Consider the following 17594-nt stretch of genomic DNA (forward strand, 5'->3'; position numbering starts at 1 on the left):
TTTCTTCCTTTCTCTCGGGAGGGCCCTCGGCCCTCGCCTCCGGAAAGGAATTCTCGAACTCATCCGGACATGTCCGGATGAGTTCGAGAACGAAACCTAAGTGTTCGGATGAACTTACAAATCAACCACCCCTTTCGATATGCGCCTTAGGTGTGGAATGCTCGTGTGTGCCCTTGCGCCTTTAGTTTCTGACGTATACTTTACTGCCGTGCAGAAAGCAGTTGGGTCCATCTGGGCTTGCCGCATCAAAATTCCATGCTAAGTGGTGTTTTATGCTTGCATGCACCGTGATGCTTTGCTATCATCTGCTTTCGTCTGAATTCAAACATTTGAAGCGTTTCGGCTGAAGGTCGGCCGAGATCGATAAGGAGAAGTGACAACCATGGCAGTGCCTAAGCAAAAAACCGGTCGTGCTCGTACCCACTCCCGCCGCAGCGCCAATGACGTTTGCGCTATGCCCTCTCGCTCTGTGTGCCCGCAGTGCGGCGAGGTCAAGTTGCCCCACCGCGTGTGCGGCAACTGCGGCTACTACAAGGGTCGCGAGGTTGTCGAGACCGAGTAATCTCGCTCGATAGTACATGCACGGTCAATATGCCGACTCAGTTTTGGGTCGGCATTCGTGTTTCTAGGACTTTTTCAATGCGAAGCGCAGCCTTTTATTGTAAGTCGTTTTCGAAACAGGGCTGTCGTATTTTCGCGTTTGTTACCACAATGACGAAAGGGGTTCATCGATGCCCTTAACCGAAAACGTTACCATCGCAGTCGATGCCATGGGTGGCGATAATGCGCCTTCCGTTGTGCTCGATGGTGTTGTCGCCGCTCTCGCCGAAGACGAGAACCTGCAGGTCGTGCTCGTTGGTCCCGCCGATGTCGTGGAGCCGTTCGCAAGCACGCACAACCGCTGCACCGCCGCAGTCGCGACCGAGGTCATTGGCATGGCCGAACATCCTGCCGAAGCGGTGCGCAAAAAGAAAGATTCCTCCATCGTGATCGGCTGCAAGCTGGTGAAAGAAGGGAAGGCGCAAGGCTTCTTTTCCGCTGGTTCTACAGGCGCATGCTTGGCGGGTGCCACGCTCGGCATTGGTCGCATCAAAGGCGTTTCTCGCCCCTGCTTGTGCAGCGTAATCCCGTCTCCTGTGGCGCCGGTCGTTATGGCGGATATCGGAGCGAATGCTGATTGCAAGCCCGAATATCTTGCTCAATTCGCCCAGATGGCCTCCATTTATGCCGAGAAAATCGTTGGCATTAAAAGCCCGAAGTGCGCATTGCTCAACATTGGCGAAGAAGACACGAAGGGCTCCCAATTCGCGCAGGCCGCATTTGCGCAGCTTAAGGAAAAGGTGCCGAACTTCGTGGGCAACTGCGAGGGCCGCGATATTATCGCCGCGAATTACGACGTCGTCATCACTGACGGCTTCACGGGCAATGTCGTGCTCAAGACCATCGAAGGCACTTCGAAAACCCTGTTCAAGTCGGTGAAGAAGGTCTTCCTTTCGAACCTCGCCACGAAGCTTGGCGCGCTTGCCATCAAGGGCAAGCTTTCCAAGCTCGCTAATAGCATCAACCCTGACAAATTCGGCGGTGCGCCGCTGCTCGGCGTCAAGGGAGCCTGCATTGTGGGCCATGGCTCAAGCAATGCCGATGCTATTAAGAACGGCATCCATGCATCCAGCAAGGTCGTGCGCGAAGATGTGTGCGGGCTTATTTCCCAGGCGGTGTCCCGATGACATTTACCGAAAACCATACCGAAGAGCAGAAACGGAAGGTTGAGCTCGCCCAGAAGATTTTGGGCTACGAGTTCAAAAACCCCGAAATTCTGCTTGCGGCAATCACGCATCCTTCCGCAACCGAGGGCAAGCCGGTCAAGTTCTCGTATGAGCGCCTTGAATTCCTTGGCGATTCCATTTTGGGCGCCGTGGTGGCGAGCGAGGCGTTCCACACCTATCACGAAATCGATGAAGGCGGCCTTACGCGCATCAAGGTGGCGCTCGTTTCTGGCGCGAGCCTTTCTGACGTCGCTGAAAAGCTTGGCTTCGCCGATATCATCGTATTCGGCTCTTCCGAACGTGGCACGGGCCGTCGCGGCTTGCACTCGGCGCTTGAAAACGTGTACGAAGCCGTTGTCGCGGCTCTGTACCTCGATGCCGGCATCGAAGGCGCGCAGCTCTTCATCGAACGCACGCTTATTCCGCGCATGAGCATCGATATGGCGAAGGAGCCCGAAAACCCGAAGAGCGCCTTGCAGGAAAAGCTGCAGGAAGAGGGCATCACGCCGACCTACAAGCTTATCGAGACTCAGGGCCCGCCGCACGATCGCACCTTCGTGTCGCAGGTATTCGCGGGCATGAAGGCGCTTGCTTCGGGCATGGGCCGCACGAAGAAGGAAGCCGAGAGCCAGGCGGCGAAAACCGCGCTTGACGAAATGAACTCCAAACAAGCCGCGAAGGCGGAAGCCAAGGCGGCGCGCGAGCAGGAAAAGCGTGCGAAGCGCGAGAAGCGCGAGCAGGAAAAGCGTGCGAAGCGCGAGAAGCGCGAGCAGGAAAAGCGTGCGAAGGCAGCTGCGAAGCATAGCCAGGAGTAGGCATACATGCATCTGAAATCCCTGATCCTGAAAGGGTTTAAGTCGTTCGCCGACCGTTCCGTGATTTCGCTCGAACCGGGCATCACGGCAATCGTCGGTCCGAACGGTTCGGGAAAATCGAATATCTCTGACTCCGTGCTGTGGGTGCTTGGCGAGCGGAATGCAAAGAATTTGCGTGGCCAGGCCATGGAAGACGTTATTTTTGCGGGCTCTTCGGCCCGCAAAAGCGTTGGCGTCGCCGAAGTCGAACTCGTGCTCGACAACTCCGACGGCACGTTGCCCGTCGATTTCAACGAGGTATCGCTTACTCGCCGCATGTATCGTTCCGGCGAAAGCGAATATCTCATCAATGGCGCGCCCGCCCGCCGCATGGACTTCATGGACATCCTGCACGACACCGGTCTTGGCACGGGCGCGCATTCCATCATCAGCCAAGGCAAGCTCGATGCTATTCTCGCAAGCAAGCCCGAAGACCGCCGCACGCTTATTGAAGAAGCTGCGGGCGTTCTGAAACATAAGCAGCGCAAAGAGCGCTCCGAGCGCAAACTTGCGAATATGGACGCGAGCCTCGCGCGCGTGAAAGACGTTACAGCCGAGGTTGAGCGCCAGCTGAAGCCGCTTGCTCGCAAGGCGCAGCGAGCCAAACAATACCAAGGCTTGGCCGACGAGCTCGCTCGACTTGACCTGGTGCTTGCAGTCGATGACTTGCGCACGTTGCAGGGCAAGTGGAACGCAACGCTGAAAAGCGAGAACGAAGCCGCCGCAGGCATCGATGTGCAGAAAATCAAAGCTCAGAAAGCTGAGGAAGAACTCGAAGCGCTGCAACTGGCGCTTCAGGAAAAAGGCCTGTATGTGGGCGACCTCACCGCGCAGCGCGGGCGCTTCCATATGGTGGTCGAACGTTTTGAGTCAGCCGATATGCTGCTTTCCGAAAAGGCTCGTTCGATTCGGTCCCGTCGCGAGCAGGCCGAAAACACCGCGATGGGCAGTGCTCGCCGCATCTCGAATTACGAAGAGGAAGTGGCTGCGCTGCAAGAGCAGCTCGAGGAACGCACAGCTCGCCGCGATGCGCTGGCCACGCAGGTTGAAGAGCTGAAGGCGCAATTCGATGAAGCGAAGGCCGAACGCCAGTCGCGCGACGTTGAGCTGGCTGAAGTGCAGCGCTCCCTGCGTCAGCGCGAGCGCGAAATCGATGAGAAAACGGCGAAGCGCGCGCGTTTGCAAGACGCCCTTTCTGGGCGCGTGTCAACCAAGCAGCTGCTCGAATCGAAACGCGACGAGATCGATGCCGAGCTCGAGAGCGCAACGGTTGAGCTCGATGAGAAATGCAAGGGTCTCGATGAGGAGACCGCCGCGCTGGCCGAGCTGCTCGAGAAGAGCCGTGCGGCTACCGAAGATGTGACAGCCGCTGAGCGTGCTGTGGCCATGGCAACTTCCGCGCTCGACGACAAGCGCAAAGCTGCCCAGCGCCTCGAAGGCAAAATCGCCGCTCTTGAGGAAATCAACCGCGGCATGCTCTCGAAAAACGATGCGTCGGCATGGGTTGCCGAGCATGGCGAGGCATTTGACGCGGCTATCGCGCCACTCGCCGCAGAGGTTCGCGCCCCTCAAGACCTTGAGGCTCTTGTCGAGCAGCTTCTTGGCGAAGACATCGCGAGCATGTATGTGCGCGAGGCTGCTTCTGCGCAAAGCATTGTGGACGCTCTTTCCCAAACAGGTGCAACCGGCACCGCATCGGTGCTTGTCGCCGGTAGCGCGCCCGAGCCCATTTCGTGCGACAAGCCGCGTCTGCTCGATTCGCTTGAATACCCCGAGCACGTGCGGGGGCTTCTGGAGTCGCTTTTGGGTGACGTGTTCTTGGTCGACTCGCTCGAAGAGGGCCTTGGGGCCCGAGCGGAAAGCGCTCGCGCTCGTTTCGCGACCAAAGATGGGATCGTCGTGTGGCCGGGCGCGAAAATCACGGTACGCATGGGTACCGCCGGCGAAGAGGGCATGCTTGCCCGCGAGAGAGAACTCGACGATTTGCGGGCGCAGCTTGAGGCTTCCAATGAGGAGCAGGCTACGGCGCAAATAGAGCTCGAGCGCTTTCAGGGCGATTTGGAACGCAAGCGCGCCATGAGCTTGGACCTTTCTCGAACTCATGCACAGCGTGCGGGTGCTCAAGCAAGTGCTCAGGCCGAGCGCGAGCGCCTCGCGAAACGCGTGGGAACCCTTCAGGCGTCGCAGAAAAGCGTTGCGGAAGACTTGGCCCGCGTGAATGTCGAGCTCGCTAAAACCGAGCCTGAAGTCGTGGAACTTGGCCAAGCCATCGAAGCCTTGCGCGTTTCGCGCACCGATGCTGAAGAACGCATGAGCGACATTTCGGGCGCTCGCGCCATTGCATACGAACGCGAACAGGCTCTTTCGAGCAAGCTTTCCGAAAGCAAGCTCGAATTCGCCACGGCAAAGGAACGCTCGCTTTCGCTCACGCGCGAGCATCGCGAACGCGTGCGCGATTTGGAGCGTGCCCAACACGCGAAAGAGCGAGCAGAGCGCGACCTCGTGGTGCTCGATGTCGCGAGCAAGCGCATCGAGCCGTTGCACGACGTGCTGCAAAACCTGAAAGAATCGGCCACCGCATGGGTGAACGATCTTGCGGGGAAGGCGGCGCTCGAGCAGAGCAATTCCGCCTCGCTCAATGCTTCCATCAACGAGGCGCGCGCGGCTTCGCGTGCCGCCCATGACGAACTTGAGGCGACGCAGGCGAAACTCAATGAAATCCGCATTGAGAAGGGCAAGCTCGAAGTGCAGGTAGAAGCCGCGATTTCGACCATCGTCGACGAATGCGGCACGCCGCTTGAAACTGCGCTCGAGATTCCTGCGCCGCAAGATCGTGCCGCCGCTGAGGGCGAGGCGTTCAAAATGCGCCGTCGCCTGAATTCCATGGGCACCATCGATTCTTCGGCCGCCGAGGAATACGAGGCCATGAAGGAGCGCTACGACTTCATGGCCGCTCAGGTGGAAGACATGGAAGCCGCGCGTCGCTCGCTCAAGCGCATCGTCGCCGCAATCGACGAGCGCATGCAGCAGCAGTTCGATGTAACGTTTGAGCAGGTGAACGAGAATTTCAAGACTATTTTCGCCCAGTTGTTCCCGGGTGGCTCCGCTTCGCTTTCGCTTGTCGGTGGGGAAGAGGGCCAAAGCTCGCTTGGCGTCGAGGTCGAGGCTCAGCCGCGCGGCAAGAAAATCTCGAAGATGACGCTCATGTCGGGCGGCGAGAAGTCGCTCACGGCTATCGCGTTGCTGTTCGCGGTGTATCGCATTCGGCACGCCCCGTTTTACATTCTCGACGAGGTGGAAGCGGCGCTCGACGACAGCAACCTCAGGCGCCTTATCGCGTATCTGGCCACGCTGCGCAATGAGACGCAGCTCATTATGATCACGCATCAGCGCCGCACCATGGAGATGTCCGACGTGCTTTATGGCGTGTCGATGCAAGCCGATGGCGTGACGAAGGTCTTCTCGCAGCGTCTGAAGGATGCGCTTCCGAACGCTGATTAAATAAAGCCCGTCAGCTTGCGCGTTGGCGGGCTTTTTGCTGTGGTAGGCTAACAAGGTTGACTTTTCCATTCGCATGAAAGGGCATTTTCATGGGATTCTTTGATCGAATCAGCGAGGGCCTTTCGCGCTCGCGCCAAAAATTCACCGAGCAAATGAACGTCCTGCTCGATCGTGGTCCTAATTTGGACGACGATTTTTGGGACGATTTGGAAGAAACGCTCATTCTGGCCGACATGGGCGGTTCGGCCGCGTCGCAGGTCGTCGAAAACTTGCGCGACGAGGCCACGCGCAAGGCGCTGCCCGATGCCTATGCCGTGCTCGATCGCCTGAATGACGAGCTTGCAAGCACGTTTGCCACCACCGAGGCCGATCCGTTTGGCGGCGATGCCGCATGTGTTCTGTTCGTCGGCATCAACGGCGCTGGCAAAACCACCACAGTCGGCAAACTCGCCAAGGAAGGTGCCGATGCTGGTCGCAAGGTTATTCTGGGTTCCGCCGACACGTTCCGCGCTGCTGCTATCGAGCAGCTTGAAGAATGGTCTCGTCGCGCGAACGTTCCCATCGTGGAGCGCAAGCGCGGAAGCGACCCGGCAAGCGTGTGCTACGACACCATCGAACGCGCCGAGGCCGATGGCTGCGATTTGGTGCTCATCGACACGGCAGGACGCCTGCATACGTCTGACGACCTTATGCGCGAGCTGCAAAAGGTCGTGAATGTGGTGCGCAAGCGCTCGAAAGCGCCCGTGTACACCGTACTCGTGATTGACGCGACTACCGGCCAGAATGGCCTGTCTCAGGCGCGCGTGTTCGATAAAGCGCTCGATTTGGACGGCGTGATCGTGACCAAGCTCGATGGTACCGCGAAGGGCGGCATTGCATTGGCCGTGAGCCACGAGCTCGGCCTGCCCATTTATAAAATCGGCGTGGGCGAGGGCCTGGGCGATTTGAAAGATTTCGACGCGCACGATTTCGCGCGAGCGCTCGTGGGCGAATTCGACGAACGCGAAGCGCGATAGCAAGGAGCTTGTATGTTTGAGAACCTCTCCGATCGCCTGCAAGGCATTTTCAGCGGCCTGAAATCGAAGGGCCGCCTTACTGAAGACGACATCAATGCGGCCATGCGGGAAATTCGCATGGCGTTGCTCGAGGCCGACGTGAACTTCAAGGTCGTTAAGAGCTTCATCGCGAATGCGAAGGAGCGCTGCCTGACTGCCGAGGTGCTCGATTCGCTTACGCCGGCGCAAAACGTCGTGAAAATCGTGCTCGACGAGCTCACGGTGCTGCTCGGCCAAACCGATTCGGGACTCGTACTCTCGAGCCGCATTCCCAACGTGATTATGCTCGTCGGCTTGCAGGGCTCGGGTAAAACTACCGCCGCCGCCAAGCTTGCGTATCTGCTGAAGGGCAAAGGCCACAGCCCCTTGCTCGTGGCTTGCGACGTGTATCGTCCCGCTGCGGCCGATCAGCTGCAAACGCTCGGCGACGAGATGGGCGTGAAAGTCTATCGCGGCGACGGCCAAGACCCGGTGAAAATCGCGAGCGAGGGCGTTCGCTTCGCCATCGATAACTTGCGCGACGTGGTCATCGTCGACACGGCGGGTCGTTTGCATGTCGACGAAGAGATGATGGAAGAGGCCGCCAACATCAAGGCCGCCGTGAAGCCCGACCAGATTCTCATGGTCGTCGACGCCATGACCGGCCAAGATGCCGTGAACGTGGCCCAGGCCTTCGCCGAGAAGGTCGATTTTGACGGCGTGATCATGTCGAAGATGGACGGCGACGCCCGTGGCGGCGGCGCGCTGTCGCTCAAGCAGGTCACCGGCAAGCCGATTAAATTCATCAGCGCGGGCGAGAAGCCCGACTCGCTCGAGCCGTTCCATCCCGACCGCATGGCAAAGCGCATTTTGGGCATGGGCGACGTGGTTTCGCTCATCGAGCATGCGTCGAAAATTCAGGCCGAAGAGATTGAGGCCGAGACCGCCGAGCGCGTTCAAAGGGCCAACATTAACCTGAACGACTTCCTCGAAATCAAGAAGCAGGTTTCCAAGATGGGCGGCATCTCGAAGCTCATCAGTGCGCTGCCTGGTGGTGATAAGGCCATGGCGCAGGGCCAGGTCGATACCGGCGCGCTCGACCGCATGGAGACCATCATCTTCTCTATGACGAAGGCTGAGCGCGAAAAGCCCGAACTGCTCAATGGCAGCCGCCGCCAGCGCATCGCGGCCGGCTCTGGCACTTCGGTTCAGGAAGTGAACCAGGTCATGAAGCAGTTCAACGAAACGCGCAAGATGATGAAGAAGATGATGCCTGCGGCCGCGAATGCGGGTCGTCCCACGAAGAAGGGCAAGAAAGGCAAGAAGGGCAAGAAGTCCCGTTTCGGCATGCCTGGTTTGCCGGGCATGGGTGGCATGAAGATGTCCGATATGAAGCAGCTGCAGGAAATGATGCAGAATATGGATATGAAGTAGTTGCGTCGTTCTGGCGAACGACGCAACCGCTCGACGCTGCAAACGGCCCCGGCGGCGCATTTCGGGTTCAGCCTTCGGCTCGCGTACCGAAGTACGCGTCGCCTTGGCTTCACTCGAACTGCACTCGCCAGGGCCGTTTTCGCTGACTTTGGGGCGAGCTTGTCATTCCCATGTCCGCGAGCGGTGCTTTTGGGCCGCTCGCCGTGCTTTTGGGCCGCTTTTTGTTGTCCTTTCATCGCTCTCACCTATAATTCGAGGCAGTAATGCACCTAAGAAAGGGGTTTGCACATGGCAATCAAGGTTGGCATCAACGGCTTTGGCCGTATCGGTCGTCTCGTCTATCGCGCGATGGCGAACGATCCCGAGCTCGACGTCGTTGCGGTTAACGACCTGGGCGACATTCCCACGATGGCCCATTTGCTGAAATACGATTCCGTCCACGGCCGCGCATTTGACACGGGCGAGGTTACCGAAGACGGCTTTGTGGCCGACGGCCATGCCACCAAGGTGCTCTGCGAGCGCGATCCCGAGAACCTGCCCTGGGGCGAGCTCGGCGTCGACGTCGTTATTGAATCCACCGGCATCTTCAAGACGGGTGAACTTGCTTCCAAGCATATCAACGCTGGTGCCAAGAAGGTCGTCATCACGTGCCCGGCTAAGGGCGAAGACATCACCATCGTCATGGGCGTGAACGACGGCGATTACGACAAGGAAGCTCACAACATCATTTCGAACGCTTCGTGCACCACGAACTGTTTGGCTCCTGTTGCCAAGGTGCTGCTCGAGAACTTCGGCATTGAGCGCGGCTACATGAATACCATTCACAGCTACACCAACGACCAGAAGATTCTCGACCTTCCGCATAAGGACCTTCGTCGTGCCCGCGCTGCCCAGCTGTCCATGATTCCGACCACCACGGGCGCCGCTCGTGCCGTCGCTCTGGTTCTCCCTGAGCTCAAGGGCAAGCTCGACGGCTTCGCGACCCGCGTTCCCACCCCTGACGGATCCATGGTCGACCTCACCGTGCAGCTTTCCCGCAAGGTGACCAAGGAAGAAATCAACGCCGCCATGAAGGCTGCCGCCGAAGGCCCGCTCAAGGGCATTCTCGCCTACACCGAAGACCCCATCGTTTCGGTCGACATCGTGGGCGACGACCATTCTTCCATCTTCGATTCGGGCCTCACTATGGTCATGGGCGACGATTCCGACCTGGTCAAGATTGTTTCCTGGTACGACAACGAGTGGGGTTACTCCAACCGCGTGAAAGACCTGGCCAAGATTCTTCTTTAGGCTATTGGGAAAAGGCCGGACTTGTTTCCGGCCTTTTTTGTTTGTATGACCTGCCCGGTTTCGCTCGGGCGGAGGCTTCCGCGGAAGACGCGTTCGGCTACCGCTCGCCTCACTCCTTCGCTTCGTTTTAATATGAAGAACTCGTTTGAAGCTCAGAGGTCTTCCGCAGAAGCCTCCGCCCGAGCGAAACCTCCGTTTATTAACCTGTTGAATGCTCGGAGCATTTAACAGGTTCCGTTTATTGAAACTGACTGATGAGGAGTTTCCTTATGGCCGACATCAAGACTATCGAGGGCGTTGACGTCGCTGGCAAGCGCGTGCTCGTGCGCGTCGATTTCAACGTGCCCATCAAAGACGGCGTCGTGACCGACGACACGCGCATTCGCGCGGCGCTGCCGACTATCGAATACCTCGTAAAGGGCGGCGCGAAAGTCGTGCTCATGAGCCACTTGGGCCGTCCGGCGGGCGAGGGCTTTGAGGAAAAGTTCACGCTTGCGCCTGCCGCTGCTCGTTTGGGAGAGCTTGTCGATGCCCCTGTCGCTTTCGCCGCCGATACCGTGGGCGATGACGCAAAGGCGAAGATTGCAGCGCTTTCCGACGGCGAAATTGTTGTGCTTGAAAACCTCCGCTTCGACAAGCGCGAGAAGAAAAACGATCCCGAGTTCTGCAAGATGCTTGCCGAGCTGGGCGATGTGTATGTGAATGACGCGTTCGGCACCGCCCACCGCGCTCATGCTTCCACGGCCGGCGTTGCTGCATTGCTTCCTGCATACGCGGGCTTCCTGCTGGCTGGTGAAGTGAAGACGCTTGGCGGCATGCTCGACGACCCCAAGCGTCCGTTCGTTGCAATCCTTGGTGGCTCGAAGGTATCCGATAAGGTCGGCGTTATCGACGCTCTTATCGACAAAGCCGACACCATCATCATCGGTGGCGGCATGTGCTTTACCTTCCTGCTTGCTCAGGGTTATGAGGTTGGCACGTCTCTCAAAGAAGAAGATTGGGTCGAGCGCGCTGGCGAGATGCTCAAGAAGGCTGAAGAGCGCGGTGTGAAGATGCTGCTTCCGACCGATGTGGTTGTTGCCGATAAATTTGCCGAAGACGCGAATACGGCGACCTGCGCGGCAGATTCGATGCCATCCGATATGATGGGCCTCGACATTGGCCCCGAAACCGAAGCCGCCTATGCCGCCGCTATCGCTGAAGGCAAAACGGTGTTTTGGAACGGCCCTATGGGCGTGTTCGAGATGAAGGCGTTCGAGCATGGCACGAAGGCTGTGGCCGAAGCGGTTGCCGCCAACAAAGAAGCCGCGACCATCATCGGTGGTGGCGATTCCGTGGCTGCTGTGAATAAGTTCGACCTCGCCAGCGAGATGACGTTTATCTCCACGGGCGGTGGCGCATCCATGGAGCTCGTTGAAGGCAAGCCCCTTCCCGGTGTCGAAGCGTTACGATAACCCTACCGAGGGTCTCGGTGTGCACCTGGTGGCGGCGCGATACCTGAGCTCGCGCGAACAGCCCACTGGGCTGTTCAGCTCGTGAGGACGGCCGTCACCAGCCGCACGCCGAGACCCAACGCATGTCATTTTTTGTCGCAATGTGTTGCATTGCATCGCTCCTTTTGGGCATGCCTTGCTTTTCGACCGTCCGCACGAGCCGGAAGCCACATAATGTGGCTTCCGCGCGAGCTCAGGTATCGTGTCGGAAAGCAAGGCATGCCCAAAAGCGTCTGCGATTCAACGAAAGGAACCCTATGTCTCGCAAGCCTTTAATTGCCGGCAACTGGAAAATGAATAAGACGCCTGCCGAGAGCGTGGTGCTTTCCCAGGGCATTTCCAACCGCTATTCTCGCAAGTGGAACAAGGTTGACGTGGTGCTGTGCCCGCCGACAATTGATTTGCGCTCGGTGTTCACGGTGCTCGATTTCGACAAGTCGAACATTGATGTTGGTGCTCAAAACTGCCATTGGGAGCCTTCGGGCGCTTTCACGGGCGAGACGAGCATTCCCATGCTCAAGGATGTGGGAGCCGCTTGGTGCATCGTGGGCCATTCGGAGCGTCGCGACTATTTCGGTGAAACCGATTCTATGGTGAACAAGAAGGTTCGCGCGCTCGCCGAATCGAGCTTCAACGCCATTGTGTGCGTCGGTGAGAGCCTTGCCGTGCGCGATGCCGGCGACGCCGTTCGTTTTGTGTGCGACCAGGTACGCGCCGCGCTTGCTGGCCTTGACGCTCACGAAGCTGAGTATTGCACCATCGCTTACGAACCCATATGGGCTATTGGCACGGGCCGCACGGCGACTCCCGAGCAGGCTGAAGAAATTGCTGCGGCAATTCGCGCTACCGTTGTCGATTTGGTAGGCGAGCAGGCCGCAGCGAATATGCGCGTGCTCTACGGTGGCTCCATGAAGCCCGAAAACGCCGACGGTTTCATGGCGTGCCCGAATATTGATGGCGGCCTTATTGGCGGCGCGTCGCTAAAAGTTGAGGATTTCTGCGAGCTCGTCGAAATCGCCTCTGGCTACGCCGAATAATTTGATACCACTCTTTGAAAAACGAGTAGAAATCCCGGCGCCTTTGCGGTTGCCGGGATTTTTTCAAGGGGAATAAGGCAGTCGCGGCCCTTTGGCCGCAATGTGATACGCGCTTTTGCGCGGGAAAGAGGAACTATGCAAACGCTGCATACGCCAGCCCTGCTTGTGATTATGGACGGCTTCGGTTTGGCGGAGCCTGGTCCGGGCAATGCGATTTCCCTCGCGAACACTCCGTATTTGGATGCGCTTTTGAGCGAAGCCCCCATGTGCAAGCTTGAAGCATCGGGTGAGGCTGTGGGCCTTCCTGCAGGCCAAATGGGAAATTCCGAAGTAGGCCATTTAAATATTGGTGCTGGTCGCGTGGTGCACCAGGAGCTCTCTCGAATCAATATGGCATGCCGCGAGGGCTCCATTCGCGAAAATGCCGTGATTAATGCGGCGCTCGATGCGGCGAAGGCTCCTGGCGCTGCACTGCATCTCATGGGCTTGCTTTCCGATGGTGGCGTGCATTCCTCCAACGAGCACCTGTATGCGCTCATTGAGCACGCGGCCGCTTATGGCGTGAGCGATATTCGCATCCATTGCTTCATGGATGGTCGCGATGTGCCGCCTGCGAGTGGCAAGGGCTATATCGAGGAGCTTGAACAGTTCATCGCTGAAAAAGGTCTTGCGAGCGTGGCAAAAATCGCTTCGATTTCAGGGCGCTATTACGCGATGGACCGCGACAAGCGCTGGGAGCGCGTGCGAAAGGCCTTCGATGCCATCGTGTGCGCCGAACCGTGCAGCGATATTTCCGCCGATGCATTCATGCAAGCTTCCTACGATAGCGACGTGACCGACGAGTTCGTGGTGCCGGGCGCCCTCGATGCGCGTGGCGTGCTCGATGGCGATGCGGTTGTGTTCTTCAATTTCCGTCCCGATCGTGCCCGTGAAATCACGCGTGCGATTGTCGATGTCGATTTTGACGGGTTTGTGCGTGCACGCGCACCCAAGGTGAGCTTCGTGTGCATGACGGAATACGACCCTTCGATCAACGCCCCCATCGCATTCCCGAAAACATTCCCTGAAAACGTGCTCGCCGATGTGCTTTCTGCCGCTGGTTTGCGCCAGTACCATATCGCCGAAACCGAGAAGTATGCGCATGTCACGTTCTTCTTGAATGGTGGCATTGAGGCTGAAAAGGAGGGGGAACAGCGTACGATTATCGCGAGCCCGAAGGTTGCGACCTACGATTTGCAGCCCGAGATGAGCGAACCCGCTGTTGCCGACACGCTTGCCGCGGCGATTGAAAACGATGAGGCCGACGTATATATCGTGAATTTTGCTAATCCCGACATGGTTGGACATACGGGCGTTATTCCCGCTGCGGTTACCGCTATCGAGGCGGTCGATGCGGGTGTTGCGAAGGTTGTTGAAGCGGTGAAGGCCAAGGGCGGTTTCGCGCTCGTTACCGCCGATCACGGCAACGCAGACAAAATGATCGCCGACGATGGCACGCCGCATACGGCCCATACGACGGCACTCGTTCCGTTCGCTCTGGCCGATGGCACAGGTGCTGGCCTCAAGCTTAATGGAGAGCAAGGCGCACTGTGCGATATTGCGCCGACGCTTTTAGCTGCTCTGGGTATGGAATCGCCGAAGGAATTCACGGGTCGTAGTTTGCTGGCGTAACGCCCTGAGCGCTGCCGCCCTGGCATGCGACTCTGCGCAAGGACACAGCTCGCTACCGCTCACTTCGTTCGCTATACGCTCGCTTGGCTGCGCTTAGCTAAATAAAAAGAACAAGTTTCAGAGCAGACGCCCAGGCGCAGAGTCACATGCCGGGGCGTCTGCGCTGCTCGATCTTTTATGGCTCTTGTCGAATTCCAGCTGTCGAATTCCGCGCGTGGATTCGCAATTCCTCTTTCACTCTATCGTGCGATAGTGCTATAGTGGTGTAACCCGCTTGCAACACCTTTGATGCCGAGGCTGCCCGCTTCGGCATCTTTGTATTATGGAAGGATTCCGCGCATGATCGCAATTGTCAAACCTGGAACGCCAAAAGAAGGTGTGGCGCAACTCTGTGAAATCATCGAGAGCAAAGGCGTCTCGACGTCGGTTATCGAAGGCGCAAATCAGACCATCATCGGTTTGGTTGGCGATACGACTCGCATCGACCCGTATTTGCTTGAATCGAACAGCATGGTCGAAGCGGTTCGCCGCGTGTCCGAGCCTTTCAAGAAGGCGAATCGCAAGTTCCATCCCGACGATACGGTCGTCGAGGTTGGCGGTGTGAAAATCGGCGGCAAGGGCAATTTCGCCGTTATGGCTGGCCCTTGCTCGGTCGAAAGCGAAGAGCAGTGCATGATCATTGCCGAGCAGGTCAAAAAGCACGGTGCCGCTATTTTCCGCGGTGGCGCGTTCAAGCCCCGCACGAGCCCCTATTCCTTTCAGGGCCTGGGCAAAGAGGGCCTCGACATTCTCTCGAAGGTAAAGCGCGAGTTCGACATGCCTATCATTACCGAAATCATGGACGCTCGCGACCTTGATCTTTTTGATGATGTCGACATTCTTCAGGTGGGCGCGCGAAACATGCAGAATTTCTCGCTGCTCAAGGAACTCGGCCGTTACGGCAAGCCCGTATTGCTCAAGCGTGGCATGTCGGCTACGATCGACGAGCTGCTTATGAGTGCCGAATATATCATGAGCGAAGGAAACGACCAGGTCATGCTCTGCGAGCGGGGCATTCGCACGTTCGAAACGCGTACGCGCAACACCTTTGACGTGAGCGCCATTCCCGTGCTTCGCGAGCTTACCCATTTGCCCATTATTGCCGACCCGAGCCATGCGACGGGTTATACCCGCTTCGTGACGCCCGTGGCATGCGCCGCGACCGCCGCTCAGGCCGATGGCCTCGAGGTTGAGGTGCACCACGACCCCGCCCATGCTGCCTCCGATGGTGCTCAGGCGCTTTTGCCCGAGCAGTTTGAAGATATGATGCGTCGCGTTGGCATCATTCGCTCTGCTGTTACCGCGGAATGGTAGGCCGCGATGTTTGAAACTGATCGAACCCCCAAACGAGTTGGCGTTGTCGGCCTGGGCCTTATTGGCGGCTCGTTCGCTAAAGCATATGCCGATGCTGGTATTGAAGTTTTTGCTGCCGATATCGACGAACGCGCCATGAACGCCGCTATGGCGGAAGAGACGGTCGCAGGTCCGTTGGATGAAGCGACAATTCCAACGTGTGAGCTGCTGATTCTTGCGGTGTATCCTCAGGCGATTATCGAATGGGTGCGCTCGCATGAGCAATTCATCTCGCCTTCAACGCTCGTTATCGACTGCGGAAGCGTGAAGCGCAGCGTGTGCCCGGTGTGCTTCTCTATCGCGGAGCGTCGTGGCTTTACGTTCATTGGCGGCCACCCCATGGCGGGTCTGCAATACTCGGGCTATCGTCATGCACGTGCCGATTTGTATGCCGGCCAGCCTATGGTGCTCGTGCCGCCCGAGATTTATGACCCCGATATTATTCTGTGGGCTGAGGAAGCCTTGTCGCCTGCGGCGTTCGGGTCGTTCTCGATTACCACCGCGGCAAAGCATGATCAAATTATCGCGTACACCTCGCAGCTCGCCCATGTGGTGAGCTCCGCGTTCATCAAAAGCCCCACCGCACAAAAGCATCGCGGTTTTTCCGCTGGCAGCTATAAGGATCTCACTCGCGTCGCCGAGCTCAATGCCGATATGTGGACCGAGCTGTTCATGGATAACGCCGACAATCTCACCGAGGAAATCGGCGTTGTCATAACGGAGCTTGGGCGCTATCGCGACGCGCTATCGCGCGGAGATGAAGCCGAACTGCACGCCTTGCTCGAGCAGGGGTCGATTGCTAAACGCAAGGCCGATGGCCGGTATTCTGACGCGCGCGAAGGCGGCGTGCGATGAGTGCGATCAAAGTCGATGCCGCGTCGCATAGCTACGATGTTTTCGTCGATGAATTCACGCTCGATCAACTTGGCGAGGTGTGCCGAGACGTGAGTGGGGGAGACGCCTGCTGCATTGTGAGTGACAGCAATGTCGCCCCGCTCTACCTCCCTCGCGCGAAAGCGAGCCTCGAGGCGGCGGGCTATACTGTATCGAGCTTCGTGTTCGAGGCGGGCGAGCAGTCGAAAACGATTCAGACCTATGCTCAGGCCCAGCAGACTTTTGCGCATGCGGGCCTTACGCGCTCGTCGCTCGTCGTCGCTTTAGGCGGCGGCGTTGTGGGCGATTTGGCGGGATTCGCGGCTGCCACCTACATGCGCGGTATTCGGTGCGTTCAGGTGCCCACCTCGCTTCTGGCTTGCGTCGATTCGTCGGTCGGTGGCAAAACGGCGGTTGACTTGCCCGAAGGCAAAAATCTCGTGGGCGCGTTCTTCCAGCCCGATGCCGTGCTTATCGATACGTCGCTTCTTGCAACGCTTCCCGAACATTTCCTCATTGACGGCTGCGGCGAGGTTTTGAAATACGGCGTGGTTTTCGATAAGGAATTGTTTGCGCAGCTTGAAGCGTGTGCTGCGAGCGATATGCGCCTGCCCGAGGTGATTGGGCGCTGCGTTGAGTTGAAACGCGACGTGGTGGTTGCCGATGAAAAGGAAGCGGGCGCTCGCCAGCTGCTCAACTTTGGGCACACATTGGGCCATGCGGTCGAGAAGCTGTCGAACTTCACGGTGACACACGGGTTCGCCGTCGCGTGCGGCATGGTGCTCGTGGCGAAGGCGAGCGTTGCGCGCGGGTGGCTTTCCGCCGCCGATGCCATGCGAATCGAATCGACCGTGCGCGCGTGGGGGCTTCTTGCTGAAACTGAAGAGCCCGCGAGCGCAATATACGAGGCGGCTCTTGCCGATAAGAAACGCCATGGCTCCACGATGAACGTTGTCGTGGCGAGCGAAATCGGAACGTCGCGCATCGAGACCTTGACGCTCGACGATTTCCGCGCATTCGTTCATGATGCATGTGTATAGCGATTCAAACCTGTTAAATGCTCGCAGCGTTTAACAGGTTGAAGAGGGATATGCGAGAGCAAGGTCGACGGCGTTCGCTGCGTTTGGCCTAGAGCCTCTCTCGCTAAACCTGCTAAACGCTACGAGCATTTAACAGGTCGCAGGTCCTAACAAGCCTGATCGGTACAGGGCGAAATGGAACAACGTGCCAGACGGCACCAACGATGGAA

The 17594-nt window shown here is 58.1% G+C and carries 13 protein-coding genes; all 13 read left to right on the forward strand.

Going from position 1 to position 17594, the window contains the following annotated elements:
- The first annotated feature begins 382 nt into the window (after positions 1-382).
- Positions 383-562, forward strand: a complete 180-nt coding sequence (gene rpmF / locus DMP05_RS02680; protein ID WP_114615080.1) for a 50S ribosomal protein L32 — start codon at positions 383-385, stop codon at positions 560-562.
- 169 nt (positions 563-731) lie between these two features.
- Positions 732-1727, forward strand: coding sequence for a phosphate acyltransferase PlsX (gene plsX / locus DMP05_RS02685; RefSeq protein WP_123219045.1), 996 nt, complete (start codon positions 732-734; stop codon positions 1725-1727).
- Positions 1724-2581, forward strand: coding sequence for a ribonuclease III (gene rnc / locus DMP05_RS02690; protein ID WP_123219046.1), 858 nt, complete (start codon positions 1724-1726; stop codon positions 2579-2581). Before plsX ends, rnc begins: the two co-directional genes overlap by 4 nt.
- 6 nt (positions 2582-2587) lie before the next feature.
- Positions 2588-6121, forward strand: coding sequence for a chromosome segregation protein SMC (gene smc, locus DMP05_RS02695; protein WP_123219047.1), 3534 nt, complete (start codon positions 2588-2590; stop codon positions 6119-6121).
- 89 nt (positions 6122-6210) lie between these two features.
- Complete coding sequence (gene ftsY, locus DMP05_RS02700) at positions 6211-7137, forward strand: signal recognition particle-docking protein FtsY (RefSeq protein WP_123219048.1); 927 nt, start codon at positions 6211-6213, stop codon at positions 7135-7137.
- Between the two features lie 12 nt (positions 7138-7149).
- Entirely contained in the window at positions 7150-8589 is a 1440-nt protein-coding gene (gene ffh / locus DMP05_RS02705) for a signal recognition particle protein (RefSeq protein WP_123219049.1), read from the forward strand.
- A gap of 288 nt (positions 8590-8877) precedes the next feature.
- On the forward strand, positions 8878-9879 hold the full coding sequence (gene gap, locus DMP05_RS02710) for a type I glyceraldehyde-3-phosphate dehydrogenase (protein ID WP_123219050.1): 1002 nt from the start codon (positions 8878-8880) through the stop codon (positions 9877-9879).
- A 269-nt stretch (positions 9880-10148) separates the two neighbouring features.
- Positions 10149-11333, forward strand: a complete 1185-nt coding sequence (locus DMP05_RS02715) for a phosphoglycerate kinase (RefSeq protein WP_123219051.1) — start codon at positions 10149-10151, stop codon at positions 11331-11333.
- Positions 11334-11629: 296 nt separating this feature from the next.
- Positions 11630-12409 carry a triose-phosphate isomerase gene (gene tpiA, locus DMP05_RS02720; RefSeq protein ID WP_123219052.1) on the forward strand — a complete coding sequence of 260 codons (780 nt, stop codon included), beginning with the start codon at positions 11630-11632 and terminating at the stop codon, positions 12407-12409.
- A gap of 135 nt (positions 12410-12544) precedes the next feature.
- Complete coding sequence (gene gpmI, locus DMP05_RS02725) at positions 12545-14080, forward strand: 2,3-bisphosphoglycerate-independent phosphoglycerate mutase (RefSeq protein ID WP_123219053.1); 1536 nt, start codon at positions 12545-12547, stop codon at positions 14078-14080.
- A gap of 339 nt (positions 14081-14419) precedes the next feature.
- A complete protein-coding gene (gene aroF, locus DMP05_RS02730; RefSeq protein ID WP_123219054.1) occupies positions 14420-15433 on the forward strand; it encodes a 3-deoxy-7-phosphoheptulonate synthase in 1014 nt (337 codons plus the stop codon).
- Positions 15434-15439: 6 nt separating this feature from the next.
- Positions 15440-16327, forward strand: a complete 888-nt coding sequence (locus DMP05_RS02735) for a prephenate dehydrogenase (protein WP_123219055.1) — start codon at positions 15440-15442, stop codon at positions 16325-16327.
- A complete protein-coding gene (gene aroB, locus DMP05_RS02740) occupies positions 16324-17385 on the forward strand; it encodes a 3-dehydroquinate synthase (RefSeq protein ID WP_123219056.1) in 1062 nt (353 codons plus the stop codon). The genes DMP05_RS02735 and aroB overlap by 4 nt, the downstream gene beginning before the upstream one ends.
- Positions 17386-17594: the final 209 nt, after the last annotated feature.

Source organism: Slackia isoflavoniconvertens, assembly GCF_003725955.1.
Lineage (GTDB): Bacteria > Actinomycetota > Coriobacteriia > Coriobacteriales > Eggerthellaceae > Slackia > Slackia isoflavoniconvertens.